The organism is Nostoc cf. commune SO-36 (genome assembly GCF_023734775.1).
Taxonomy (GTDB): Bacteria; Cyanobacteriota; Cyanobacteriia; order Cyanobacteriales; family Nostocaceae; genus Nostoc; species Nostoc commune_A.
Window position 1 is genome coordinate 5,018,848 of sequence record NZ_AP025732.1, and the last position, 23,292, is coordinate 5,042,139.

Here is a 23,292-nt window from a genome sequence, read left to right on the forward strand (position 1 = left end):
GTTTGCGATTGCCTTCAATACTAGCTATCTACCACTCCCGTTAGACTTATGCCAGACCTTTATGTTTCTTGGTCAGATTATCACCAAAAAATTGAACAACTGGCTATTCAGATTTATGAATCCGGTTGGGAATTTAACCAGATTATCTGTCTTGCCAGAGGAGGACTACGAATCGGAGATATTCTCTCTCGTATATACCAGCAACCACTGGCAATTTTAGCAACCTCATCTTACAGTGGCGCTGGTCAACAAGAAAGAAGTAATTTAATTGTCTCCCAGCATTTGACAATGACTGCTGAAAAATTAGGTTCGCGCATTCTTTTAGTCGATGACTTAGTAGACTCTGGCATCACACTGGAACAAACTATACCTTGGCTGAAGCAACATACTGATTTGCCCATTGAGGAAATTCGCACCGCCGTTCTTTGGTATAAAGCTTGTTCAGTTATAGCACCCAATTATTATGTTGATTATCTGCCTGACAACCCTTGGATTCATCAACCCTTTGAACACTATGAGCAGATGAACATCGCAGAACTTGCGGCTAAGGTAAATCAACCGTGTTGATAAATATATACACAAAGTTAATTTCACAGCCACTCATGCTCGACCAGATTTCTTAATATACAATTTTTGTAAAGTATTGGTCACTTTTTAGATTTTAGCGATCGCTTGTCAAATAGTTGAAAACCGACCGAACTTTAGGCAAAATTAGAGATGGTGGCAGAAAAAGTAAAATCACCCTCGGATAATTAAAAATGAAATCAGCACGCGATCGCGAACAATTAATTAAAGATATCAACGTACTACTAAACCAAGCTTATGACAGTACTCTAGATGAGATTTACGCATTACTTCAAAAAATCGAAGAGGAAGAAGAAGAGGAAGATTTAAAAGCCTATGAGCTTGCAAAAAAATCTGCTGATATTGATGGCTCAGTGTCATGGGAAGAAGCTAAAAAAGAACTAAAACGAGAAATAAAAAAGGAAGTTGGGTGAGTTATAAAGTTGAAATCTTAAAGGGAGCATTAAAACAACTTAAAAAATTATCGCCAGAACTTCAAGAACGCATACAAGTTAAAATTGATGATTTAGCCATAGAACCCCGTCCAAACGGGGTAAAAAAGCTAAAAGGTAAAGAAAATGTTTATAGGATTAGACTAGGTGAGTATCGAATTATATACGATATTTTCGATGATATTCTAGTGGTCAATGTTGTAGAAGTTGGACATCGTAACAAGGTTTATAACGATAAAAGTTAGGACTAATTAATTTGTAATTAATTCTTGATGATTTTAAGTACTTTGAGTGCTTGTTTGTCAATTATTTATGTTTACGAAGGAAGAAGCAAACACCTTATATCGCGGTAACACATCTTACAACTTACAAAATTAAATAATTTTTTGTTATTATTGGCGGTCAAAGTATCAATAGTGAAACCTAACAATTTAACTCTCCAAACTTAGGACTCCACCACCCTTTTTGGGTATTGAAATAAGCTACATCTTTATGTTTGGTATCCTTACGGGCTTGTGGGTCACAACACCGCAACATTGTCTTACTCTGCCCCTCTTTGATGTAACTGTACTCTTCTAAAGGCTTCTTACATACAGGGCAGGGATATGTCGTTACCTTCACGGGAGGCTTTTGTTGATTTTCAGCTTGGACTGTTTTAGCTTGTGGTGGCTGCCAAGTTTTGTTAAAGTCGCTCCAAAACAGCACGACATTTTCACAGCCTTTTGTACATTTGAGGAAATATTTCTTTTTAACTTTACTACTCGGAATTTTGGCGAGAAAATTTTTGCATTCAGGGCATCGCGTCCTGGAAGTTTCATATTTGCGCTCAGTTATCACATTAGCTTTACCTGTTGGGGAACTCGCAACTACAGTTTTAGCTTTGGAGAGCGCTGGTACAAAGTAATTCTGATTCCAACTAGTTAAATAATGCTGCCAAGAATTCTTTCCTTCGGAAATGGCATCAAGAGCATCTTCCATTTTTGCTGTGAATTCCGCCTCTAGTAAATCAGGCAGTGCTTTGAGCAAAAACGCATCAACTTCTAACCCTAACGCTGTTGGTTGCAGATGATCTTTTTTCAATTCGACATAATTTCGTTTTTTTAAGGTAGCAACAGTAGGAGCATAAGTACTTGGGCGACCAATACCTTTACGTTCCATTAGTTGCACCAATTTGGGTTCACTATAACGGGGTGGTGGCTGAGTCTGCTTCTTTTCATGTCCAGCATTCTCCAGTTTCAATGCTTGTCCCTGTTCTAATGAAGGTAAAATACTATCTTTGCTGAGATTGTTCCAGTACCGGGCATAACCGTAAAATTCTATTACTTGCCCTCTAGCTGACCACAGTAAGGAACCAGACTGAGTAATCACCAAAGTTTTACGCAATTGGGCAGCACGACACTGAGAGGCAATTGACCGTTTCCAGATCATCACATACAGATTAAACTCATCATCAGGAAGTTCTAAACGCAATTGAACTGATGGACGAAATACATCCGTGGGACGAATCGCTTCATGTGCTTCTTGAGCCGATTTGCTACTGCGATGCTTGGCGACTTGCGACGGTACATTCTGCGGATCATTTTGCTCCAACCATTTACGGGCGCTGGCACAAAATTCTGGACTCAGCATTACTGAATCTGTTCGCATATATGTTATCAGCCCTGCCTCATAGAGCTTTTGGGCCACAATCATGGTTTTGTCGGGAGCAAACCTCAGCTTTGAACCGGCTGCTTGCTGAAGGCTGGAAGTTGTAAATGGTGGCGGTGGCTGACGGTTAACGATTTTTCCTTCAAAATGAATCACTTGATGAGGATGTCGCTTTGCTTCTTCTACTAAACGTGTAGCCTCTGCTTCGGAAAGAACGCGTTTAGATTCCGGTGTTTCTGGACTATTACCGACCTTTGCATCATCGTTAGTTTCAGTTTCTTGGTCTGCTGCATCTTTTGCAGAATCGACCGTCCCTTTGTAAAAAGCTCGGAATCCTTCCGCATAATCTACCCAGACACTCCAGTAATCTTGGGGGACAAAAAGCCAGAATTTCGTTTTCTCGCTGACAAATCAAGTGCAACGTGGCGCTTTGAACTCTGCCAACACTCTTAGCGCCATTATTTAATGCCCAAACTAAAGGGCTACCTTTATAACCTACCAACTTATCTAGGCAATCTCGGCACAGCCCAGCACCGATTAAATTTGGTCTAGCTTTCTGGGGTTTGCGATCGCACTCTGCACCGCCGATGCTGTAATCTCAGTATAAATTACTCGTTTCGGTTCCTTTAAACCCAGCGTTTCTTTGAGATGCCAAGCGATTGTTTCACCTTCCCGGTCTGGGTCAGTTGCTAAGACAACTTCATCAACCTGCCTCACCGCAGACTTGAGTTTCTGAATTGTTTCCTTCGCTCGTTGGTCACGTGGAACGTAATTGCATCGGACATTACTACCATCCATGATAAAGCCCAAGGAATCATCCCCTTCATTGCTGAGTTCTCGGATGTGACCACAACTAGCGAGAACTTTCCAATCCGAACCCAGAATTTGACTGAGTTTTTTGATTTTTCCGGGGGACTCTACCACAAGCAGGCGTTTGATCATAGCAACTGCGTTCTACATTTTGAGCAATAAACTGGCAATTGCAATTAGCGCGATCGCCTATTCTCGTGATATGGATTTTCTAGAATACTGTACCAAAAAGCTTTAGCAATTGCTGAACTCTGAAGTAATTTTTTTGCACTTAAACCTTTACTTCACTTCTAAGTGTCTAGCGTCAGCTTTTGCAACAAAACCGCTATCGTCTGGTGCAGGCCTTGATTATGCTGCATACATTAATAACAGTACATTTGTACACGGTAAAAACAATCCTTTAATTTAGCATCTTCAACTAATTATTGCTACTCTTAAAGCAGTAAATTACTATTTATTCACAATTTTCTGTCTGAAGCCTAAACTTCATCCTATGCTTATTGAATTTAGTGTCGCTAACTACAGATCGTTTAAAGAGCAAGTTACCTTTAGTATGGTGGCAGCAAACCTTATCGCAAAATACAAAAAGCTCGACGAAAACAACGTTTTTGAAATAGATAAAGAATTAAAACTACTTAAAAGCGCCGCAATATACGGTGCAAATGCTAGTGGTAAAAGTAATTTGGCTACAGCTTTAGGTTTCATGAGATGGTTCATGATTAATTCTTCTAAAGAGACTCAAAGCACGGAAAAAATAGGTGTTGAGCGATTTAAACTCAGCACTGAAACCGAAGAACAACCATCTTTTTTTGAAATTGTATTTTTAATGAATGGCAAAAGATATAGATATGGGTTCGAGGCAACTATTGATAAAGTTGTTTCTGAATGGTTATTTTACATCCCTAAATCAAAAGAAACTAAACTTTTTGAGCGCAAACTGGACAAAATTAGTGTTTCTAAAACATATAAAGGTGATGGTATTCAGCAGAAGACAAGACACAATGCTCTGTTTTTGTCTGTATCTGCTCAATTTAATGTCCAGATTGCAGAGAAAATCTTAGATTGGCTGGCAAACAGAGTCAAACTTGTTTCTGGCTTAGATGATAGTGGCTATCAAGGATACACAGTTAATTGTTTAACGAATAATAAAAATAAAGATGAAATTTTTCAGTTGCTCAAAAAATTAGATTTGGGATTTGCCGATGTAAAAGTAGAAGAAAGTGAAATTACGGCTGATTCTTTTCCTAGAGAATTGCCAGATGAAATAAAGAACTTCATCATAAAAAATGGTAGCAGAAAAGTAATATCAGTTCAAACTATGCACCAAAAATTTGATGACAAAGGAAATCCTGTATCTACAGAGATGTTTGATTTAGATGAGCAAGAGTCTGAAGGAACTCAAAAAGTCTTTTCTTTAGCAGGCCTTCTTGTTGATACACTGAAAAATGGTAATGCTCTCATCATAGATGAATTCGATGCTAGAATTCATCCTTTAATCAGCCGTGCAATTGTGGAATTATTTAATTCTAATGAAACGAATCCAAATAATGCTCAGTTAATATTTATGACTCACGATACCAATTTGCTTAACAATAAATTTTTTCGTAGAGATCAGATTTGGTTTACTGAAAAGAATAGATATGGTGCAACAGATTTATACTCTTTAGCAGAATACAAGATACCTGACGATGCGTCATTTGAAAGTGATTATATTCAAGGTAGATATGGCGCAATTCCATATATTGGTAATTTGAATCATCTGATCGACTCTCATGGCTAGAACAAAAGCAAACTCTGGTGGATATTCACCGAGAAAAGTTAATACTAGGGAAGTCAAGCAGAGATTCTTAATTGTATGTGAAGGAGCGAAAACTGAACCTAACTACTTTAGAAGTTTTCGTGTTCCTAAGAATGTCGTTCAAATAGACGTGCAGGGTTTAGGAGAAAATCCAAGCAAACTTGTGCAAAGTGCAAAGGAACTGAAAAAGCAAGGAGAGTACGATCAGGTTTGGTGTGTTTTCGATCGTGATTCTTGGACGATAGAAGATTTTAATAATGCTATTAAAAATGCTAAGGATCACGGTTTTAAAGTAGCTTATTCTAATAAAGCGTTTGAATTATGGTATGTTCTCCATTTTGAATTTCTCAATACTGGTATTCCTCGAAGTGATTATCTGAAGAAGTTAACTTATTTATTTGGTCGAACATATCAGAAGAATAGCGAAACAATTTATGATGATCTATTTGAAAAACAAGTTATTGCTATTAAAAACGCTGAAAATCTTCTTAGACAATATAATCCTCACATTCCAGCCAAAGACAATCCATCAACAACGGTGCATTTATTAGTGCAGGAACTCAACAAGTTTATTTTATAAAGAGACTCTACTTTTCGGACAGCGAGAATCAGAAAGGTAGATGCTATGATTACGCTGTAATTTATATTGAATGAGTCTCCAACGTTGGCTATGTTCCGGGTGATGCTCAAGCCCGAAATTACGAGCGGCGTTCTCATTGCCTGTCGTGACTACATTCCACCCTGCGCGGCTGTTACCGAAGAAGAAGTTACAGCAAAATTATGAATTATTAATTTTTACAGAAAAACTATTGTTTTTTAGGAATAACGTTCCTGATTCCACTTTTAGTAGAGAAAGTATCACCTTTGTAACGAGGGATGATATGAATACTAGAGTGCATAATATTTTGACCTGCGGCTCGATTGATATTCATTCCTATATTAAAACCATCAGGTTCAAATTCTGCTTTGAGAATTTCTTGTACTTTGTTCACCATAAACCAGCAAGCAGATTGCTCTTTAAATGGTAGTTCAAAATAATTGCTAACATGACGTTTAGGAATAACTAAAATATGTCCTTTACTTAGAGGATAGCCATCAAAGATAGCGTAAGCCGTTGCTGATTCAGTTAATAATTTTAGATTTTTACGAGGATTACAGAATATACAATAATTAGATGTATTTCGCTGATAGTTATAGTGAATATATTCATATATTTCCCGATGCTCATCTAAGCAAATTGAAGGAAACGGAAGTTTGACGATACATTGATATGTTGGTTTTTTATGGACATAATGCTCTCTAAAACCTTCTTTTTTGATATCCCTTCTGACAGCGTAATAAGCTTTACCTCCCGGCTTTAATAAATGGGATATTTCCATAAGAACATTAGCTTGCCCTTCAGGAAATAAAACATTTAAAACATAAAAGCAAATTATTGTATCAAATTTATTATCAGGGTATTCTGGAAAATAATAGGGGTCATAGGCTGTAATATCTAAACCTTTTTGGCGCAGTATTTTAACATCATTACCAAAGCCACAACCAAAGTCTAGTATTTTACCTTGGAGAAGGTTTTGATTTAATAAAAGCTGTGCAGGGAATGATAGATAATTTCTTTCGATCGCAGTAAGATGGCTGAACTGATTTTTTTGCTGTTTCATAGAATTTTGGTGCAGATGTCCCAAAATTATTATTCCCAGCATCCCTTGAGTTTATGCGATGTCTACGATGGTTACTGAGCCAAGTTGAGTTGCGGGCTACGCCTAGTGTGTATCCCAGTTTTTATTATTCGATGAGATAATAAAATTTAATATGTCATTGCGAGGAGGAACGACGAAGCAATCCCAGCCTTGCGATTGCTTCGTCTTTCCTCCTCTCTACGAGACGCACTCGCGTTCGCAATGACGGATACAAAAATGGGATGCTCCCCTATGCCTATGCATCAGGGTCAATACCTAGCTCACGTAACTTAGCTGCTAGTATATCAGCACGTTGGCGTTCTTGTTCAGCACGTTGGCGTTCTTGTTGGGCTTGTTCGCTACTCCACAACAGCAAATTTCCTTCTATATCCCACCAGCGCAGCCAATTCATGGTTTGACATAATCTTTCACCTTGCCAAATTCCGAGAAATAACTCTAACTCAGGAATCCAGTAACGACCATTGGCATCTGCTTGCTGCAAATTATATTGTCCATTTTGCAAGCATCGTAGTTCTATGCTTGGTTCGTAGAGGTCGTAGGTGATGTAGGTGGGAACTTGGAGAATCTTTTCGTAATAATAGAGTTTACCGTAGGGTGGAGTTGAGCGGACGGATAGTTCTCCCCCTTCTGTATCTGAGAGAAATTCCATCACTACAGCCACAGCAGCGCCTTCTAAATTGGGGGTATAGCTGCGACGAACTACATTTGTTCCCACAGGCTGCACTTGAGGTACGTAAAACCAGTCTGGGGCTTTGACAACGATTTTTTTGTTGACTGTGGCTACAAGACCAAAATTAGAGCCAATCAGCATTTGAGGTTGGATGCGTGCTGTGCTTCCCAAAGCATCGGTAAGCGCAGCAGCGATCGCAGGTTGTTGAATATTTTCCACTGGATCGTCTGGTAAAATGAAGTCGGCTGGAAGTGCTTCCCAAGTAACAATTGGTTCTTTTTGGATGGGGTTAACTTGTAGAACCATAAAATTATTCCTAATATCCATGCATAGTATATTAGTTATTTTTAACAAATCTTCAGCTAGCATCGCTCTTAAGTTAAAAACCCAGAAATCTGGAAAGTTTTCTCTGACAGGTGTATATACTCGTAGTCAAGCACTTAGCAGGCGTGAGTATGATAGTTGAGTGGTTCACTCTCTGGATAGGTCAAAAAACGGTTGGATTTCTTGTCAAAACTATTATCAGCGAAGAATTTTTCAAAGATTTAGTCAAGGACTACGCTAAAGATTTTTTCAAAAATATCTTTAATAATGCTGTAACTGCGCCCTTTAAGCAAGAACCGCTTCAGAAAGCTGTAATTATGGCGCTGACTAGAATTTTTGCAAGCGATGCAGCAGCAGTTAAAGGTTCGTTGCAAACTTGATGAAGCTGAAATTAAAAATTACGCTGAAGATATCAATAAATTTATCCTGTGATAAGTCTGTTAAAGAATTCTCGGTCAGGCTTTTTATATTCAATGTGATTCTCTAGATTTTAAAACACTCGCAGATAGTTGGAAAAGACTTCAACTCCAACCTCTACCACCTAAATTTAACTGGCAAACAATTACAGAACAGTATCTCATCCAAGTTCAAGATATTCTTTCTGATTCAGAAGAGTTACGCTATATTCTGGAACTTCATAAATTATCTAGTATTGATAAGACTTTAAAAGAAAACGCTGACATTCTCAAGGATTTTAATTTACCGCAATATTTAGAAACTATTCGTGAACGCTACGGCAATCTGAAGTTAGATAGTTTAGAAACTACATCCCGCGAACATCCGGTAAACTTGTGGCAAATGTTTATCCCGCAAAATGTGCGGCAAGTTTATCAGGTTTTACCCGAACTGCCTAAAGAACATCTCCGCAGGCTACAAGAAAGTAAGCAATTAGATGCGGAATTTGAAATAGAAAAACTTCAAGAAGAAACAGAACGTTATCAACGCAATTATTTTGAGCAGCCAATCCGTTCAGTATTAGATGTTATTCGAGATAAGCAACGCAAAAATTATCTAGTTATTTTAGGCGATCCTGGTTCCGGTAAGTCTACTTTGTTGCAATACCTAGCGTTGGATTGGGTAGAAAAAACTCTCGAACAAAATGATTTTAATCTGCCAATCCCTTTGCTGATTGAATTACGCAATTATCAGCGCGATCGCAACACAGGTAATTGTAATGATTTTCTCCAATTTTACCATAATAGTCCCAATTGTTTTTATCACCTCAATCAGCATAAATTGCATAAGCAGCTAAAGGCTGGTAACGCTTTAGTCATGTTTGATGGTTTGGATGAAATCTTTGAACCGACTAAGCGGGAAGAAGTAATTACCTGTATTCATCGCTTCACTAATGAATATCCCGATGTGCAGGTTATTGTCACTTCTCGGATCATCGGCTATAAGCAGCAACAATTGCGAGATGCAGAGTTTCGCCACTTTATGTTGCAAGATTTAGAACCAGCACAAATTAAAGATTTTATTGAGCGTTGGCATGATAAAACTTTTAGTCAAGCGGAAGAAAGAGATAAAAATATCAAACGAGAGCGGCTACAAAGAGTAATTAATGAATCAAAAGCAATTGCAGAACTCGCACAAAATCCTCTGCTGTTAACTATGATGGCAATTCTCAACCTCAAGCGAGAATTACCCAGAGATAGAAGTGAACTGTATAAAGATGCTTCAGAGGTTCTGTTGCATAATTGGGACGACGGACGCAATTTAAAGCCCGATGAACGTCTGGATATTATTGATTATAAAGATAAACAGGCAATGTTGCGTCAAGTTGCTTATCTTATGCAAACCAGTGAAAAAGGTTTAGCTGGCAACATTATCTATGCGGATGATTTAGAAGCAATCTTCACTAAATATCTGCAAAGCATACCAGTGGGTGATGCTAGAGATAAAGCCAGACGGTTGATGAAACAACTGCGCGATCGCAACTTTATTTTATGTTTCTTGGGCGCAGATTACTATGCCTTTGTGCATCGGACTTTTTTAGAATATTTCTGTGCTTGGGAGTTTGTCTGGCAGTTTGAGAAGGAACGCAGTATTACAATTGAGTTTCTCAAAACAGAAGTATTTGGCAAACACTGGCAAGATGAAACTTGGCATGAGGTGTTGCTGTTAATTGCCGGAATGATTGATGCGAAATTTGTTGGTGAAATTCTTGATTACTTGATGGCGCAAGATGGGGAAAAGGAAAAGTTTATCAACTTGTTTTTAGCAGCTAAGTGTTTTGCAGAAGTGAGAAATCGCTCGGTGATTACGTTAGTCGATAATAAATTACTTAATGAGCTAAAAGACTTAACTAAATATGACCTCTGGTACTATTACTCCCTCTCTGATAACGAAGAAATTAAGCTAGTTCACGAAGTTTGCACTCAAGCAGTAGCAATAATTGCTGCAATTTGGAAAGAAAACAGCGATACGTTACACTGGCTTAAAGACCTCGCCAATGCTGATAATCAATGGTATGTGCGATGTGCAGCCATCGAAGCATTAGCCAGTAATTTCCCAGATGAATCGGACACCTGCTCGTTTCTCAAAAACCGCCTCACTGCCGATAATTCATGGAGCGTGAGAGGTGCAGCTATCCAAGCATTAGCCAACAATTTTAAAGATGACCCAGACATCCGCTCGATTCTCAAAGACCGCGCCAGTGCTGATAATCAATGGTATGTGCGATGTGCAGCCATCGAAGCATTAGCCAGTAATTTCAAAGATGACCCTGACACCCGCTCGTTTCTCAAAAACCGCGCCACTGCTGATAATTCTGGGGATGTGCGAGGTGCAGCCATCCAAGCATTAGCCAGTAATTTTAAAGATGAGCCAGACACCCGCTCGATTCTCAAAGACTGCGCCACTATTGATAATGATAGGAATGTGCGATGTGCAGCTATCCAAGCATTAGCCAGCAATTTCAAAGATGAGCCGGATATTTGCTCAATTTTCAAAGACCTGGCCACTATTGATAATGATAGGAATGTGCGATGTGCAGCTATCCAAGCATTAGCCAGCAATTTTAAAGATGAGCCAGACACCCGCTCGATTCTCAAAGACCTGGCCACTACTGATAAATCTGGAGATGTGCGAGGTGCAGCCATCGAAGCATTAGCCAGCAATTTCAAAGATGAGCCGGACACCTGCTCAATTCTCAAAGACCGCGCCACTGCTGATAAATCTAGGGATGTGCGATGTGCAGCCATCGAAGCATTAGCCAGCAATTTCAAAGATGAGCCGGACACCTGCTCAATTCTCAAAGACTGCGCCACTATTGATAATGATAGGAATGTGCGACGTGCAGCTATCCAAGCATTAGCCAGCAATTTCAAAGATGAGCCGGGTATTTGCTCAATTTTCAAAGACCTGGCCACTGCTGATAAATCTGGGGATGTGCGACGTGCAGCTATCCAAGCATTAGCTAGCAATTTCAAAGATGAGCCGGACACCTGCTCAATTCTCAAAGACCTGGCCACTGCTGATAAATCTGGGAATGTGCGACGTGCAGCCATCCAAACATTAGCCAGCAATTTCAAAGATGAGCCGGACACCCACTCGTTTCTTAAAGAACGCGCCACTGCTGATGATGATGGGGATGTGCGACGTGCAGCCATCCAAACATTAGCCAAACACTTCAGGAATCAGCCTGAGTTGTTTGAGATTTACTACAACTGCGCTGTCAATGATTCCTTTGAAGGTAGCCATGATCCCTGGTCGCACCCCAACCCTCGGCGCATTGCACTGGAGGTAATTATCAAGCAATTTCCTCAGCATCCCCAGACTTTACCACTGTTGCGCGACAAAGCAGAGAATGACCCAGATGAACAAGTGCGAAACTTTGCTCAACAGAAGTTAAAGCAGTGGGGAGAGTAAATGTAGGCTGAGTATATGCCCAAGAAAATCAGAGAACTCAAAAGCTTGTTGCTACAAGCAGGGTTTACATACCGTCGTGGGAAAGGTAGCCACACTAATTGGTATCATCCCTTGCTATCTGGAAGAGTTACTATATCAGGTAAAGACGGGAATGATGCTAAAGCTTATCAGGAGAAAGACGTTAATAATGCACTCCAAAGGCTAAAAGAAATTAAAAAGGCTCAAGAGGAAGAACAAGAATGAATTCTCACTACACAATAATTATTCAGTGGTCTGATGAAGATGAGTGTTTTGTTGTGAGTTTTCCCGAATGGGGAGAGTTTTGTCATACTCACGGAGATACTTACGAAGAAGCTTTCAAAAATGCTCAAGAAGTTTTAGAAATGCTGATTGAATCATCTTTGGCTGACGGACAACCTCTACCAGAGCCAAAAACACTAGAAAAATCGTTAAAATAATTTCGTAATTCGTAATGACGCTCTCTACGTTCGCGCAGCGTGTCGCAGACAGACACTGCGCGTAGCTTGCTTCTTTGCATGAGTACGCAGACTCGCTAACGTAATTAAGTATTAGGTTACATCATTAAATGAAAGTGTAGGTATTTGATTATAAACTTCTGCATTTTCTTCAAGAGCTTGACGTATATCGTATTGCGTTTGTAAATTCAACCAAAACTGAGCGCTGTTACCAAAATAGCGAGATAAACGCAAAGCTGTATCTGCTGTAATAGTACGTTTTCCAGATAAAATTTCACTGATTCTTGTCTGAGTTACACCTATATCTTTGCTTAATCGATAAGGAGTGATATTTAGTGGCTCCAAAAATTCTAGTTGTAGGATTTCTCCAGGGTAGATATTTGGCAGACGGTTATTGTTCATGATTATTTCCAGGCATCAGTGATAATCTACTATTTCAACTTCCGAAACATTGTTCTCATCCGTCCACACAAAGCAGATTCGCCATTGCTCGTTAATACGAATACTGTACTGCCCTTTCCTATTGCCAAGTAGCTTTTCTAAACGATTACCCGGTGGAACACGTAAATCGTTAATTGATGTTGCAGCGTCAATAATAAGCAATTTTCGTAAAGCAGTTTTCTGGATATTGGGCGGATACTGAGAAGATATAAAGCCGTCAAAGATAAGCTTTGTCTCTTCAGATTTAAAACTAACAATCACAATCCTATCGCTTTGCGTTACTATCGTCAAACGTTAGTATACACTTCAAGGTGAGCTTGCGAATTTCCTTGATCAAATCTGCGACAACAGCAATCTCTCAAAATCGCTCAAGAACTTTTAGATATATTGAATGAATCATCCTGAGCAGATACAGATGGTGAACTGTTACCCAAGCCAAAAACACTAGAACAGTCGTAAAAATTAGCAAAACTCCAAAAAAGCGCTCTTTTGGCATCTACCCAAATAATCCTAAGTTATAGTTTGTTGGTTTAACCAACAGCATAATCTGTTCGATAATCTTCTCAGAAGATGTGTCGCAGCTACGCCCGTCGTTGACATCACATTTACTTTGGGAATCATATACTTGGCAATCCTTGCTACTGACTCTCTAGCATCCCCAGGTAATTATACGATGGACGATCGCAATATCACAGGCGCTCTTTCCCCAGAAGATATCCAAGAAATTAAAGCAGCGCTACAAATAATTGAACAAAAGATGCCCTTTCTCATTGCTTTAACTGCACAAGAACGCCGCAAGTTATTCAAAATGGGCGATAAAAGCCTAGCTTTTGTGAAAAATAGCGTCAACGCTGTTCAGTCTAACCGTGATATTCTCCCAGCCAGCTTTGATATTGACAAATTTATCCAGGGTTATCAACTAGCTACCACACTCAGCGAACTTTTAATCTCAATCCGGCAACTCACTGAACAAATAGATGATACCCTGTTGGCAGTCGGTAGCGAAGCGATGCTGGGGAGTTTGACAGTTTATGATTACGTCAAGACAGCAGCGAAAAAAACTCCAGGCTTAAAAACTGTAGCAGAACTGTTGAGCGATCGCTTTAAGGCTATTAGTAAAGGCAGAGCTGCAAAAGCTTCCGGCTCTTGAAAAATTAATACTCGTGAATGAGGCTTTTATCTCCATTCATCCACCTTTTATACTCATTAACGAGTCTTTTATCTCCATTCATCCACCTTTTATACTCATTAACGAGTCTTTTAGCTCCGTTCATCCACCTTTTATACTCGTTAACGAGTCTTTTAGCTCCATTCATCCACCTTTTATACTCGTTAACGAGTCTTTTATCTCCGTTCATCCACCTTTGATACTCATTAACGAGTCTTCGAGCTAGGTTTATCCACCTTTGATACTCGTGAATGTAACTACAATGCAAAATGCATTTCCAATTATCATTGCACACCGAGGCGCTAGCGGCTATCGTCCAGAACATACTTTAGCTGCTTATGAGTTAGCAATCGCACTAGGCGCTGATTATATTGAACCTGATTTAGTCTCTACCAAAGACGGTGTTTTAATTGCTCGTCACGAAAATGAGATTTCTGAAACTACTGATGTTGCAAGCCATGCAGAGTTTAGCCACCTGCAAACTACCAAAATAATTGATGGTGAATCAAAAACTGGCTGGTTTACTGAAGACTTTACCCTCAGAGAAATAAAAACACTACGAGCCAAAGAGCGAATTCCCCAAGTGCGATCGCAAAATACCGCTTATGATGGACTCTTAGAAATTCCCACGCTGCAAGAAATCATCGATTTAGTCAAGGTTAAAAGTGGCAAAATTAATCGAGAGATTGGCATTTACCCAGAAACTAAGCACCCAACTTACTTTCAATCTATTGGGTTAGCTCTAGAACCACCCCTACTTGCAACTTTAACAGCCAACGGTTATCAGGGAGCTAACGCACCTGTTTTCATTCAGTCTTTTGAAGTGGGTAATTTACAAGATTTATCTACAAAGACTGATTTACCTTTGGTGCAATTGCTGAATGACACTGGTAAACCTTATGATTTTATCGTTAATGGCTGCAATCGCAACTATGCAGATTTAGTCACACCATCAGGTTTAGCAGAAATTGCTAAATATGCACAAGCGATTGGAATTCATAAAAATTTACTAGTTCCTAGAGACAGCAATGGTAAATTGCGTAGACGAGGAGCGGCTTGTCGCCAGATATCGCCTACATCTTTAGTCATAGATGCTCATGCAGCTGGTTTGCTGGTTCATGTCTGGACTTTCCGCAATGAAGACTGCTTTTTGCCACTGGATTTTCAAGGAAATCCCCAAGGTGAATATGAACTATTTTTCAGCTTAGGTGTTGATGGCGTATTTAGTGACTACCCAGATACAGCAACTACCCTACTATTAAGTGGTAATTTAGTAGAAGAATAAAAAATCACGGAAAAGTCACATGCATTTACTTAAGTGGAAATCTTGTATAACAGCAATAACCTTGACCGCAATCAGTCTTACCGCATCCAAGTCGGCGTTGGCAATATCTCTATATTCAGTTACTGACTTAGGCAGTCTTACAGGAGAAGCTTACAGTTACGCTACAGGCATCAATGACTCAGGTGAAGTAGCCATTAATTCTTTGAGTAGGTCTTTTTTATACAGTAATGGTTCACTTCAAGAAATTAGTCCCCTGCCTGGTGATAATCAACTTGCAGTGAGTAGTATCAATAACTTGGGGCAAGTAGTTGGTAATTCGGCTAATAGTAATAACTTTACTACAAATAACCCTTTCCTATACAGCAATGGCATCACCCAACCCCTCCCAATTCAAAATGCTATTCCTTATGCAATTAACGATCGCACCCAAATAGTAGGGGGAGCAGGCGAACTTGGCGCTTTTTTATACAGTAATGGTGCAGTAACCAGCATAGGATCTCTTGATAGTGTTGCCTACAGTTTAAATAACTTGGGACAAATAGTGGGTGTTCTCAATTCAAGCACAGCTTTTCTGTACGAAAACGGTCAGACTACTAATTTGGGAACTCTGCCAAATTATGCGTACAGCGCAGCATTTGATATTAATGACTCAGGACAAGTAGTTGGTAATTCGGGACTCACTGGAATAGATGATGGTCGTGCTTTTCTGTACAGTTCCAGCACGGGACTCCAAGACCTCGGTAGGTTACGTCCTACAGATTTGTTCAGTTTTGCTGGGGGGATTAATAATTTAGGTCAAGTAGTCGGGTTTTCTGGCACTAACTATAACTTTTTTGCACCAGATGGCAATGGTTTGCGGGCTTTTCTTTATAGTGATAACACTCTATACGACTTAAACGATCTGATTGCTCCTGGTTCAGACGCTGGCTTTACCTTGACAGCAGCATATGCGATTAACAATAATGGACAAATTGCTGGCCGTGGTGCAGTTAATGGTGAATTACGCGCCTTCCTCTTGACGCCAGTCTCATCTGTCTCTGTACCTGAACCAACTTCAAGCGTTTCGATTTTGTCTTTCGGTGTTGTTGTAACTTTATTTGCAGCACTCAAGCGCAAACTTTACTCTAGCAGTGCAGCCATACAACAAAGAAGTTAATGCAATAACTTCAGGCAGATAAAGTAATTACTTGAGAATATGGATTTTTGAAGAAGAATTCAGAAGTCAGAATTCAGGAGTCAGAATTCAGGAGTCAGAATCAATTGGATGGGGATTCAGACCCCAACCAATTGTAGACACCGTGCAGACGATAGCGCCGGCGCTATCCGCCAGTCATACAGAATTCATTCTGAATTCTGACTCCTGACTCCTGAATTCTGTTTAATAACAATCTTTGAAGATATGTCTCTATACCACGCTTCGAGACATATCTCTACTTTAGGCAAGGGATTTCACAAACTAGTCATCACCTGAGCTAATTGATTAGATAAATCAATTGCAGACTCATGAGATTTCTTAAATAAAACGCCAGCTAAAAAATAATAATCCCCAGAATAAAATGCCATCTGATTTTTTCGGAGTTCTTCTATATGATTTTTTACTTTGGGATCGGAGCTATAGTAGCCGAACTGCAAAGGTAACACCATAAAGTTTTGAACAGAATAACCATTTTCTTTTGCTAAATCTAACGTATTTATTGGATTAGAAAAGCTAGATATTAAAACCAACACATTTTCATAATCTAACGATAAAAGATCGTTGGTAACTGTGGCTCCATCGACACCCCCAAACAAGAGTGGCATATAAATATCATTATCTGGTGCGGGTAGATAAGGTGGATTAGCTACAAGATACTCGGCATCCAGTTGAGAAGAATTAAACAAAGATGAATTATGAATGATGTATTTATTAGTGAGATTGTATTCATCAATGGTTGAATTCGCGGCTTTCCATGCAGAAGTATTTAATTCAAATCCCTGGATGACACCATCAAAGTTGTTTCTCAATAACGAATTAATTACAGGGCTGCCATCTCCTGAGCCAAACTCCACAATAGATTCGGAATTTTGACAATTTCTGAAAACGAAGCTTTCTAAACAATTTGAGTAGAAATTAGATTCTTCAGGACAAAAAAAGATATCTTTCATTTGATTGCACTTCCAGTTTTAAGGTATAATCAATGTAAGAGGAGGTTATTTATTACCTTGTATTTAGGCAATAAAAAACTCTTCCTTTAGCAAAGGATTACTAAAGAAATCTACTTGCAGGTCAATGAGCAATAAAATGACTTATAAATGTCAAATTAAAAGGCTAAAAATAACCTGCTATTGATAATTTTTGGAATTGATCGTGCGAGTTAAGGGGTTTATTCTGCTTCGCGTATCGATCGCACAACAGCCGTCCCTGCGCGATCGCTCATGCGTTTTTGCAGGTCGTACCCAAGCAGCAATTCCCATGCATCATTGGGATATTGTTCTGCTAATGACAAAGCCACATCATCTAACATCCAACGTCCGTGGCGTTCATCTTCTCTGATGTGCAGTTCCCAATAACCCACCGCTACTTCTGAGAGTGCAAGTCGTTGCGCTGCCACCATATAATTTTTGTAAACCGCAGGGCCAGCCACTTCAAAATAAGTCAAACCGCCGCCGTAACGCAAGAAATAGCGTTTGCGCTCAGTCACCAAAAAATTATAATTTGTCGAAGCCAACACTTCCCAAGGTACTAAATCGAAATATGCCTCTGGTTGAGTGTTCATGCCAAATTCAGCCAACATTTGAGCAAAAAATGTCGAGTGCTTGCGAGATAAACGACCATTGCCATATTCTTCAATTAGTACTCGCATCAGGGTACACTGCACTTCATTAGCAACACCACCCAAAATGCGCGAAAGATGACTAGCTTCAACCAAGCCATCAAAAGAGCCGATCGCTAGCAAGTGACGATAACCAGCTTCAGTCATTTCCTCACGAATGTAGCGGCTACTCTCCGACAAAGGCGGATTTAAATCGGCAGATGCACGCTCAATTAAAGCTTGTTTTACATCCAATTGTTGTAGTGCATCCACATCAAGTTGTGCTAGTTCCCACTGTTGCCAAGCAGTTTCAATTTGGTCACGACAAGAGGATAAATACAGCGATCGCTCATTAGTATAATTCTGCAAATCGTCGTACCAAAACAGCTTTAGCCGATTAATACGATAAAGTATCCGTTGGAGAAAACGGTGAGCCTGTTCATCAGAGCGATCGTTTCCATAAGCGGCGCGAATTGCCATAGAGAGCGTGTGTTCAAACTCACTAGCTTTTGCAGGGTTTAGAGCCAGTTTATGATCCAAATCCTCCATTGCTAGCAGTTCTATAAATTGCTCGTGGGCGCGATCGCAGTTGGTAATTGTTATTTCTTCTGTTTGCGTGCTATTTTTCGCAGCCCTAGCATTAGGAAATATAACTAAATTGCTTTGCATGGAATCTTCCGTAGCATTGGAAAGGTGAGAAATTAATTTCATCTCTAATACTTAACTTCCCACACCAGTAGCTTTCTCTACCTCTTTCCCTGGTTATAAAGAAAAATTAAGTTTCAGACGAAAGGAGGATTGAAAATTGGGAATTGGGCGTTGCTTCTCTCCCCCTGCCTCCCCTGCTCCCTCCACTACCTACGGCACTTTCTGCTGCTCAATCACCTTACTCGGCGGAATCTCTTCAAGAGGAATCAGTGCTTCGATTACCGACTTCACAATTGGCGCGGCGACGGTAGAGCCATAAGCACTTTCTCCTTTTGGCTCATCCACCAGTGCGAACACTACATAGCGAGGAGATTCCACGGGCAAAATAGCCACGAAGCTGGTCATTCTAGCGCCCTTGATGTATCCACCATTAGGACTAGCTTTTTGGGCTGTACCAGTTTTACCTGCAATGCGATATCCGGGAATTTGTGACGCCTTTCCACTGCCTTCTTCAACAACAGTTTCCATCATTTCTACAACCTTTTGGGCTGTTGCGGCTGAGAAAATTTGGCGGGGGATGGTGTGAGTCGGTGAATCATGAATCTGCCCTTTGCTATCAATCAGCCCTTGAACTACATGGGGTGTAACTAACTTACCGCCATTAGCTAAAGCACCATGCATTTGCACTAGCTGTAACGGTGTCATAGAAAAGCCTTGTCCAAAAGAAGTAGTAGCTGGTTCAATTGGCGAAGCGATAAATTCTTCTTGACTTTTGAGCCGACCACCAGCTTCAAAAGGTAAATCTGTATCAACTTTTTGTCCTAGCCCCAAGCGTTCTAGCCAGTTGTAATAGATTGAAGGCTTTAAACGTTGGATAATTTGCACCATGCCAATATTGCTGGAATATTGCAAAATCTGAGCGATGCTGATTCGCCCATAACCATTATTCATCGCATTTTTGATGGTGTAATTAGCTACTCGAACAGAACCGGAGTCATTAAACATATCATCTGGTTTGATGACGCCATTTTCTAGAGCGATCGCTACATTCAAAGGCTTAAAAGTCGATCCCGGTTCATAAAGATCCGCCACTGTCCAGTTTTTAAATAGCGAGATATCAGCTTTACCGTATTCATTAGGGTTATAAGTAGGCTGAGAAACGAGGGCGAGTAAGGAACCATCCAACGCATCCATAACAATTACCGCCCCACGTTTAGCATCAAACTTTTCCATCTGTTGTTTGAGTGCAACGCGGGCAATTCTTTGCAGACGGCTATCGATAGTGAGTTGTAATCGCAAATCGTCAAAATGCAAAAAACCTTCGGGCGCATAATCCGGCATCAGAGTCCCATTCCCCGACCGACTGAGCCGCACCGTTTGCACAGGACGTTCTAGCAACTTCTCTTGAGAATATTCCACACCAGCTTGACCACGGCGGTCAACATTTACGTAGCCCACCACATCAGAAACCAAATCGTCTGGCGGATAATATCGGGAGTATTTTTGAGCCCACTCCAAGCCATTTAAGCGCAAAGAGATGACGCGATCAATATTTTCTTCTGCTAAGGCTGGGGCAATTATAATTCCGCTTTTTTTGCTTTGAAAAGTTTTCACCAACTCAGCAGCATCTTTTGCCAAAATTGGGGCAAGTCGCTCTGCTATATCTTCATTAGACTTATCAAACAGCTTAGGATGAGCGTACAAAGTATATACAGGACGGTCAATCGCCAAAAGATTACTTTTGCGGTCTACCACCGGGCGACGAGGCATAAAAGGTCGCAAATTCACCATTTGCTGGTTGCGTGCCTGCTGAGTTAACTTTGGCCCCTTGACAATTTGTAGGTTATACAAATTGATACCCAACCCCAGCCCTACTGCCATTAATATGCCCCATACTATGAACAGCCGGGACTTGGTGTTAGATGTTTGGTTTTGGAAATTAGAAGCTAATTTTCCCAAAAAGCTTTGTTTATAACCCCTTTGTTGCCTTGTGAGTCCTGGATTGCGAAACTTTCTAAATTTTGTTCTGCTTGGTGACTTCTGCATTGAGTTCGTCCTTTGTCATTTGTCTTTTGCCATAAGCCACAAGCCTGAGTCGTAATGACTAATGACAAATGACAAATGACTCTTAGCCTTTTACCAATTCTGCAAAATAAAGCTACAGATGCAAGAGTTGGAAACTCAGATTACAGCGCTTTTCATCTATTTGAACCACATCTTCGTCAAGTAGTAGCGAAGAGAAAAAGGGGCAGGGAGCAGGGGGAAAATCCCATAAATAATAAATTTGTTTGCTCTGAAACCCTTTTTCCAGGGTAATTCCAATATCTTTCTCCCCTGCCCCCTGCCTTTTGAGTCAACTAGTATCCCAATGGCGCGAGTGTCTGCTGTTGGGTTTCCGAATTTGGCGTTGTATTAGACAATGCTGGCTTAGAACTCTGAGATTCTGGAGATAAGAAAATCATCCCTTCAGGAGTTGGCGATACCAACCCTGCTGCTGGTTGTTCTGCTTCGTCAGCCATTTTATTTTTCAGCGTCGCATTAGTTGTTGTTAGCAGCCGCTCATGACGTTGAAGGTTTTGCAGTCTGCGATATGATTTACCCCACATTTCTTGGGAATATACTGTCCAGCCATAAACAGCAAGTGTCGATGCTACTAACAAGAACGCCAAAACTGACGAATAACGATGAAAAGTGTACAAGCGTAGTAACCACAAAGGTGTTGCTCCAGAATTAGGCATCGTGGGAATGCGAATAAAATCTAGCCCCGGACTCTTCTGTTTTGCGCTCGACTGCTCATTATTTGAAACTTGTTGTCTACCCGACTCTTTTACCGATTTGGATATAACTGCCTCATTTGTGGGAGAAACCGCTAATTTTTTTGAGGAACGCTGTCGTCTTTGAGACGATACTGGTGTAGAAGCGCTCCGTGCTACTGATTCTATACGCACAGAGCGTCGCCTTCCTAAAGAAAGGATAGAATTTCCGAACCAATTACCCCTTGTAGAAACAGTAGATTTACGAGCAACTACCATAAATTTTTTTAGATGATAAATACTGTACTTTAGATTGATTGTCTTTATTGTCTGTTTTTGATGAGGTTAAAATCACCTTCTGTGCAACAAGCACACCTAACAGACTATAACCCTTTTAACTTTTCTGATAGGTAGCTGTACCACTGTTTGCATCCCCTAGATATGCAATGTTTGCAATCTAGTGATTAGAAACTGGATAGCTTGCTCTTTAGGCATCGCACCTAAAGTATGGCAACTTCGGGTAGCAAGGTGCAATACTCTGTGAAAAAAATAAAATTTTTGCTATCATAGCCCCGTTTGCTAAATTATTTAGCAATTTCCGTCTTGATGCTGAGTTAAGAGAAACTAATTAGATGGCTGTATGATACGTAATTTCAAGAACAATACCCCAAAGGATTGTTTTTTTAAGTATGTAATCTCGCAGAATTTCAAAAAAGCAATAAATACGGTATCGTATTCAACAGGCGAAAAATTGTTTTAGCCACAATTGGTGAAAGAGGAGTTATGAAAACAAAAATCTTTGGTTTTGCTCTAATGTTAAGTCTGGCTGCAATGCTCGGAGCCTGTGAAGGTGGTGGTGGTGATGGTGCTGGTACTGCTACCCCAGCGGCTACAGGTGAACCAACTGATGCACCTGCTGGTGGGTCTACTCCTGTCATTACTCCCGTAGCGACTCCTACTACGACTCCTTGATAAGGCATTTTAAACTTTAGTTTAAATCACGCCCAGAACTGCTTGGTTACAGCTTTTCTCACTACATAGCTTGAATTAATTAGGTTCACGTAAAAACCTGCATTTTTGTATTGGTACATTGGAGCCTAAAGTTTCCTAAAATCAGCTAAGTAGGGCAGGAAGTAGAGGACACTGGTAAAGAGGCTTATTTCCTCAACCAAGTGTCCGCCTGAAATTCCCACCTGATCAAGCCTTGTTTCTAATACAAGGGAGTTGAGTGAATCTAAGCTATTTTGTAGGCAAGATACTTCCCTCGTTTGGTATTTTAAATTGCTTAGACTACTAAATTTTGAGAGGGCAAAACAATTTATCACGATCGCTGGCAATTGCTTTTGAGCATTCCCTGTAGTCTATTCCATATCAGAAAAGACCTGGTGATGTCCGTTGATATTGCCAGATTTTTATTGGAAAAATTTCGGTATGGGAAAACAGATTCTCATCCGGCGTTGTGAACGGAGTTTAAAAGATGGGGAGAGTTAGAACGAGAAAGGCGATAAAATTACTGAGTTTGGTTGTAATTCCTGTAACTTTAGTTATCTTAAGTAGCAATTGGGGATCAGAGGTAATAGCGTTACCGCCACCAGAGGATACCCCAGAAGAAATATTACGGACAAAGATTATCATAGAAGCGCGATCGCCTATTGATGGAAAATTACTAACAGCTGCCGAATACATACAATTACAAGCGCAGCTCCAACTTGCCCCGCCCCCAAAACTAGACCCCAAAATTCGGGATCAGATTTTCTTGCTTCGCCTACGTAAAACCTTACTTCAGTTTTTCCCATTTTTAAATTTTTGATAAATTCGTCATTTGTCATTCATCCTCTGCCTAATGCCCCATTCCCGATTCCCCATTCTGATGTAGGATAACGGTGACGACAAA

General features: G+C 40.2%; 23 protein-coding genes and 2 pseudogenes. 16 read left to right on the top strand and 9 right to left on the bottom strand.

Annotated elements, in window-relative coordinates; all coding sequences use genetic code 11:
* Positions 1-48: 48 nt before the first annotated feature.
* From ANSO36C_RS22740 to ANSO36C_RS22750, 3 genes are all read left to right on the top strand, one after another.
* Positions 49-567: a phosphoribosyltransferase gene (locus ANSO36C_RS22740; protein ID WP_251956348.1), complete on the top strand. Its 519-nt coding sequence runs from the start codon at positions 49-51 to the stop codon at positions 565-567.
* Positions 568-758: 191 nt separating this feature from the next.
* Positions 759-998 carry a hypothetical protein gene (locus tag ANSO36C_RS22745; RefSeq protein WP_251956349.1) on the top strand — a complete coding sequence of 80 codons (240 nt, stop codon included), beginning with the start codon at positions 759-761 and terminating at the stop codon, positions 996-998.
* The gene (locus ANSO36C_RS22750; RefSeq protein WP_251956350.1) at positions 995-1,261 is read left to right on the top strand and encodes a type II toxin-antitoxin system RelE family toxin; all 267 of its coding nucleotides are present in this window, start codon (positions 995-997) and stop codon (positions 1,259-1,261) included. Before ANSO36C_RS22745 ends, ANSO36C_RS22750 begins: the two co-directional genes overlap by 4 nt.
* 178 nt (positions 1,262-1,439) lie before the next feature.
* Here ANSO36C_RS22750 and topA read toward each other — a convergent pair.
* A pseudogene (gene topA / locus ANSO36C_RS22755) lies at positions 1,440-3,605 on the bottom strand (type I DNA topoisomerase).
* A gap of 361 nt (positions 3,606-3,966) precedes the next feature.
* Here topA and ANSO36C_RS22760 point away from each other — a divergent pair.
* From ANSO36C_RS22760 to ANSO36C_RS22770, 3 genes are all read left to right on the top strand, one after another.
* Entirely contained in the window at positions 3,967-5,253 is a 1,287-nt protein-coding gene (locus ANSO36C_RS22760) for an AAA family ATPase (RefSeq protein ID WP_251956351.1), read from the top strand.
* Positions 5,246-5,851 carry an RloB family protein gene (locus ANSO36C_RS22765; RefSeq protein WP_251956352.1) on the top strand — a complete coding sequence of 202 codons (606 nt, stop codon included), beginning with the start codon at positions 5,246-5,248 and terminating at the stop codon, positions 5,849-5,851. Before ANSO36C_RS22760 ends, ANSO36C_RS22765 begins: the two co-directional genes overlap by 8 nt.
* 66 nt (positions 5,852-5,917) lie before the next feature.
* Positions 5,918-6,055: a hypothetical protein gene (locus ANSO36C_RS22770; RefSeq protein ID WP_251956353.1), complete on the top strand. Its 138-nt coding sequence runs from the start codon at positions 5,918-5,920 to the stop codon at positions 6,053-6,055.
* Positions 6,056-6,077: 22 nt separating this feature from the next.
* Here the strand turns inward: ANSO36C_RS22770 and ANSO36C_RS22775 are convergent, their stop codons facing one another.
* Together ANSO36C_RS22775 and ANSO36C_RS22780 are read right to left on the bottom strand one after the other, a co-directional pair.
* Positions 6,078-6,932 (bottom strand): HIT family protein, encoded by an 855-nt coding sequence (locus tag ANSO36C_RS22775; protein ID WP_251956354.1) that lies wholly within the window; start codon positions 6,930-6,932, stop codon positions 6,078-6,080.
* 274 nt (positions 6,933-7,206) lie between these two features.
* Complete coding sequence (locus ANSO36C_RS22780) at positions 7,207-7,947, bottom strand: Uma2 family endonuclease (RefSeq protein WP_251956355.1); 741 nt, start codon at positions 7,945-7,947, stop codon at positions 7,207-7,209.
* Positions 7,948-8,096: 149 nt separating this feature from the next.
* Between ANSO36C_RS22780 and ANSO36C_RS22785 the strand changes: the two genes are divergently transcribed.
* From ANSO36C_RS22785 to ANSO36C_RS22800, 5 genes and pseudogenes are all read left to right on the top strand, one after another.
* The gene (locus ANSO36C_RS22785; RefSeq protein WP_251956356.1) at positions 8,097-8,345 is read left to right on the top strand and encodes a hypothetical protein; all 249 of its coding nucleotides are present in this window, start codon (positions 8,097-8,099) and stop codon (positions 8,343-8,345) included.
* A gap of 88 nt (positions 8,346-8,433) precedes the next feature.
* Positions 8,434-8,670, top strand: a pseudogene (locus ANSO36C_RS35025) (hypothetical protein); the annotation flags it as partial.
* 93 nt (positions 8,671-8,763) lie between these two features.
* Positions 8,764-11,835: a HEAT repeat domain-containing protein gene (locus tag ANSO36C_RS22790; RefSeq protein ID WP_251956357.1), complete on the top strand. Its 3,072-nt coding sequence runs from the start codon at positions 8,764-8,766 to the stop codon at positions 11,833-11,835.
* A gap of 15 nt (positions 11,836-11,850) precedes the next feature.
* The gene (locus tag ANSO36C_RS22795; RefSeq protein WP_251956358.1) at positions 11,851-12,078 is read left to right on the top strand and encodes a type II toxin-antitoxin system HicA family toxin; all 228 of its coding nucleotides are present in this window, start codon (positions 11,851-11,853) and stop codon (positions 12,076-12,078) included.
* Positions 12,075-12,293 carry a type II toxin-antitoxin system HicB family antitoxin gene (locus tag ANSO36C_RS22800; protein ID WP_251956359.1) on the top strand — a complete coding sequence of 73 codons (219 nt, stop codon included), beginning with the start codon at positions 12,075-12,077 and terminating at the stop codon, positions 12,291-12,293. The genes ANSO36C_RS22795 and ANSO36C_RS22800 overlap by 4 nt, the downstream gene beginning before the upstream one ends.
* Before the next feature lie 111 nt (positions 12,294-12,404).
* On the opposite strand, the gene ANSO36C_RS22805 is transcribed toward ANSO36C_RS22800, so the two are convergent.
* Together ANSO36C_RS22805 and ANSO36C_RS22810 are read right to left on the bottom strand one after the other, a co-directional pair.
* Positions 12,405-12,713 carry a HigA family addiction module antitoxin gene (locus tag ANSO36C_RS22805; RefSeq protein ID WP_100897287.1) on the bottom strand — a complete coding sequence of 103 codons (309 nt, stop codon included), beginning with the start codon at positions 12,711-12,713 and terminating at the stop codon, positions 12,405-12,407.
* A 15-nt stretch (positions 12,714-12,728) separates the two neighbouring features.
* The gene (locus tag ANSO36C_RS22810) at positions 12,729-13,043 is read right to left on the bottom strand and encodes a type II toxin-antitoxin system RelE/ParE family toxin (protein ID WP_323374479.1); all 315 of its coding nucleotides are present in this window, start codon (positions 13,041-13,043) and stop codon (positions 12,729-12,731) included.
* A 382-nt stretch (positions 13,044-13,425) separates the two neighbouring features.
* On the opposite strand from ANSO36C_RS22810, the gene ANSO36C_RS22815 reads away from it, so the two are divergent.
* The 3 genes from ANSO36C_RS22815 to ANSO36C_RS22825 all read left to right on the top strand — a co-directional run bounded on the left by ANSO36C_RS22815 (position 13,426) and on the right by ANSO36C_RS22825 (position 16,361).
* Positions 13,426-13,902 (top strand): hypothetical protein, encoded by a 477-nt coding sequence (locus ANSO36C_RS22815; protein WP_251960416.1) that lies wholly within the window; start codon positions 13,426-13,428, stop codon positions 13,900-13,902.
* Between the two features lie 280 nt (positions 13,903-14,182).
* Positions 14,183-15,205: a glycerophosphodiester phosphodiesterase gene (locus tag ANSO36C_RS22820; RefSeq protein ID WP_251956360.1), complete on the top strand. Its 1,023-nt coding sequence runs from the start codon at positions 14,183-14,185 to the stop codon at positions 15,203-15,205.
* A 61-nt stretch (positions 15,206-15,266) separates the two neighbouring features.
* The gene (locus tag ANSO36C_RS22825) at positions 15,267-16,361 is read left to right on the top strand and encodes a DUF3466 family protein (protein ID WP_251956361.1); all 1,095 of its coding nucleotides are present in this window, start codon (positions 15,267-15,269) and stop codon (positions 16,359-16,361) included.
* A 293-nt stretch (positions 16,362-16,654) separates the two neighbouring features.
* Here ANSO36C_RS22825 and ANSO36C_RS22830 read toward each other — a convergent pair whose 3' ends face one another.
* From ANSO36C_RS22830 to ANSO36C_RS22845, 4 genes are all read right to left on the bottom strand, one after another.
* A complete protein-coding gene (locus ANSO36C_RS22830) occupies positions 16,655-17,350 on the bottom strand; it encodes a class I SAM-dependent methyltransferase (RefSeq protein WP_251956362.1) in 696 nt (231 codons plus the stop codon).
* A gap of 218 nt (positions 17,351-17,568) precedes the next feature.
* A complete protein-coding gene (locus ANSO36C_RS22835; RefSeq protein WP_251960417.1) occupies positions 17,569-18,666 on the bottom strand; it encodes an iron-containing redox enzyme family protein in 1,098 nt (365 codons plus the stop codon).
* A gap of 189 nt (positions 18,667-18,855) precedes the next feature.
* Positions 18,856-20,691: a peptidoglycan D,D-transpeptidase FtsI family protein gene (locus ANSO36C_RS22840; RefSeq protein ID WP_251956363.1), complete on the bottom strand. Its 1,836-nt coding sequence runs from the start codon at positions 20,689-20,691 to the stop codon at positions 18,856-18,858.
* 311 nt (positions 20,692-21,002) lie between these two features.
* Positions 21,003-21,677, bottom strand: coding sequence for a hypothetical protein (locus tag ANSO36C_RS22845; RefSeq protein WP_251956364.1), 675 nt, complete (start codon positions 21,675-21,677; stop codon positions 21,003-21,005).
* A gap of 504 nt (positions 21,678-22,181) precedes the next feature.
* Here ANSO36C_RS22845 and ANSO36C_RS22850 point away from each other — a divergent pair.
* Together ANSO36C_RS22850 and ANSO36C_RS22855 are read left to right on the top strand one after the other, a co-directional pair.
* Positions 22,182-22,370, top strand: a complete 189-nt coding sequence (locus tag ANSO36C_RS22850) for a hypothetical protein (RefSeq protein ID WP_251956365.1) — start codon at positions 22,182-22,184, stop codon at positions 22,368-22,370.
* 505 nt (positions 22,371-22,875) lie between these two features.
* Positions 22,876-23,208 carry a hypothetical protein gene (locus ANSO36C_RS22855; protein WP_251956366.1) on the top strand — a complete coding sequence of 111 codons (333 nt, stop codon included), beginning with the start codon at positions 22,876-22,878 and terminating at the stop codon, positions 23,206-23,208.
* Positions 23,209-23,292: the final 84 nt, after the last annotated feature.

Coding starts and splice junctions, on each gene's coding strand:
- ANSO36C_RS22820 (WP_251956360.1), top strand. CDS start 14,183: ATGCAAAATGCATTTCCAATTATCATTGCACACCGAGGCGCTAGCGGC.
- ANSO36C_RS22795 (WP_251956358.1), top strand. CDS start 11,851: ATGCCCAAGAAAATCAGAGAACTCAAAAGCTTGTTGCTACAAGCAGGG.
- ANSO36C_RS22780 (WP_251956355.1), bottom strand. CDS start 7,947: ATGGTTCTACAAGTTAACCCCATCCAAAAAGAACCAATTGTTACTTGG.
- ANSO36C_RS22745 (WP_251956349.1), top strand. CDS start 759: ATGAAATCAGCACGCGATCGCGAACAATTAATTAAAGATATCAACGTA.
- ANSO36C_RS22830 (WP_251956362.1), bottom strand. CDS start 17,350: ATGAAAGATATCTTTTTTTGTCCTGAAGAATCTAATTTCTACTCAAAT.
- ANSO36C_RS22790 (WP_251956357.1), top strand. CDS start 8,764: ATGTTTATCCCGCAAAATGTGCGGCAAGTTTATCAGGTTTTACCCGAA.
- ANSO36C_RS22845 (WP_251956364.1), bottom strand. CDS start 21,677: ATGGTAGTTGCTCGTAAATCTACTGTTTCTACAAGGGGTAATTGGTTC.
- ANSO36C_RS22855 (WP_251956366.1), top strand. CDS start 22,876: ATGGGGAGAGTTAGAACGAGAAAGGCGATAAAATTACTGAGTTTGGTT.
- ANSO36C_RS22805 (WP_100897287.1), bottom strand. CDS start 12,713: ATGAACAATAACCGTCTGCCAAATATCTACCCTGGAGAAATCCTACAA.
- ANSO36C_RS22760 (WP_251956351.1), top strand. CDS start 3,967: ATGCTTATTGAATTTAGTGTCGCTAACTACAGATCGTTTAAAGAGCAA.
- ANSO36C_RS22840 (WP_251956363.1), bottom strand. CDS start 20,691: ATGCAGAAGTCACCAAGCAGAACAAAATTTAGAAAGTTTCGCAATCCA.
- ANSO36C_RS22850 (WP_251956365.1), top strand. CDS start 22,182: ATGAAAACAAAAATCTTTGGTTTTGCTCTAATGTTAAGTCTGGCTGCA.
- ANSO36C_RS22815 (WP_251960416.1), top strand. CDS start 13,426: ATGGACGATCGCAATATCACAGGCGCTCTTTCCCCAGAAGATATCCAA.
- ANSO36C_RS22835 (WP_251960417.1), bottom strand. CDS start 18,666: ATGCAAAGCAATTTAGTTATATTTCCTAATGCTAGGGCTGCGAAAAAT.
- ANSO36C_RS22765 (WP_251956352.1), top strand. CDS start 5,246: ATGGCTAGAACAAAAGCAAACTCTGGTGGATATTCACCGAGAAAAGTT.
- ANSO36C_RS22785 (WP_251956356.1), top strand. CDS start 8,097: ATGATAGTTGAGTGGTTCACTCTCTGGATAGGTCAAAAAACGGTTGGA.
- ANSO36C_RS22800 (WP_251956359.1), top strand. CDS start 12,075: ATGAATTCTCACTACACAATAATTATTCAGTGGTCTGATGAAGATGAG.
- ANSO36C_RS22775 (WP_251956354.1), bottom strand. CDS start 6,932: ATGAAACAGCAAAAAAATCAGTTCAGCCATCTTACTGCGATCGAAAGA.
- ANSO36C_RS22740 (WP_251956348.1), top strand. CDS start 49: ATGCCAGACCTTTATGTTTCTTGGTCAGATTATCACCAAAAAATTGAA.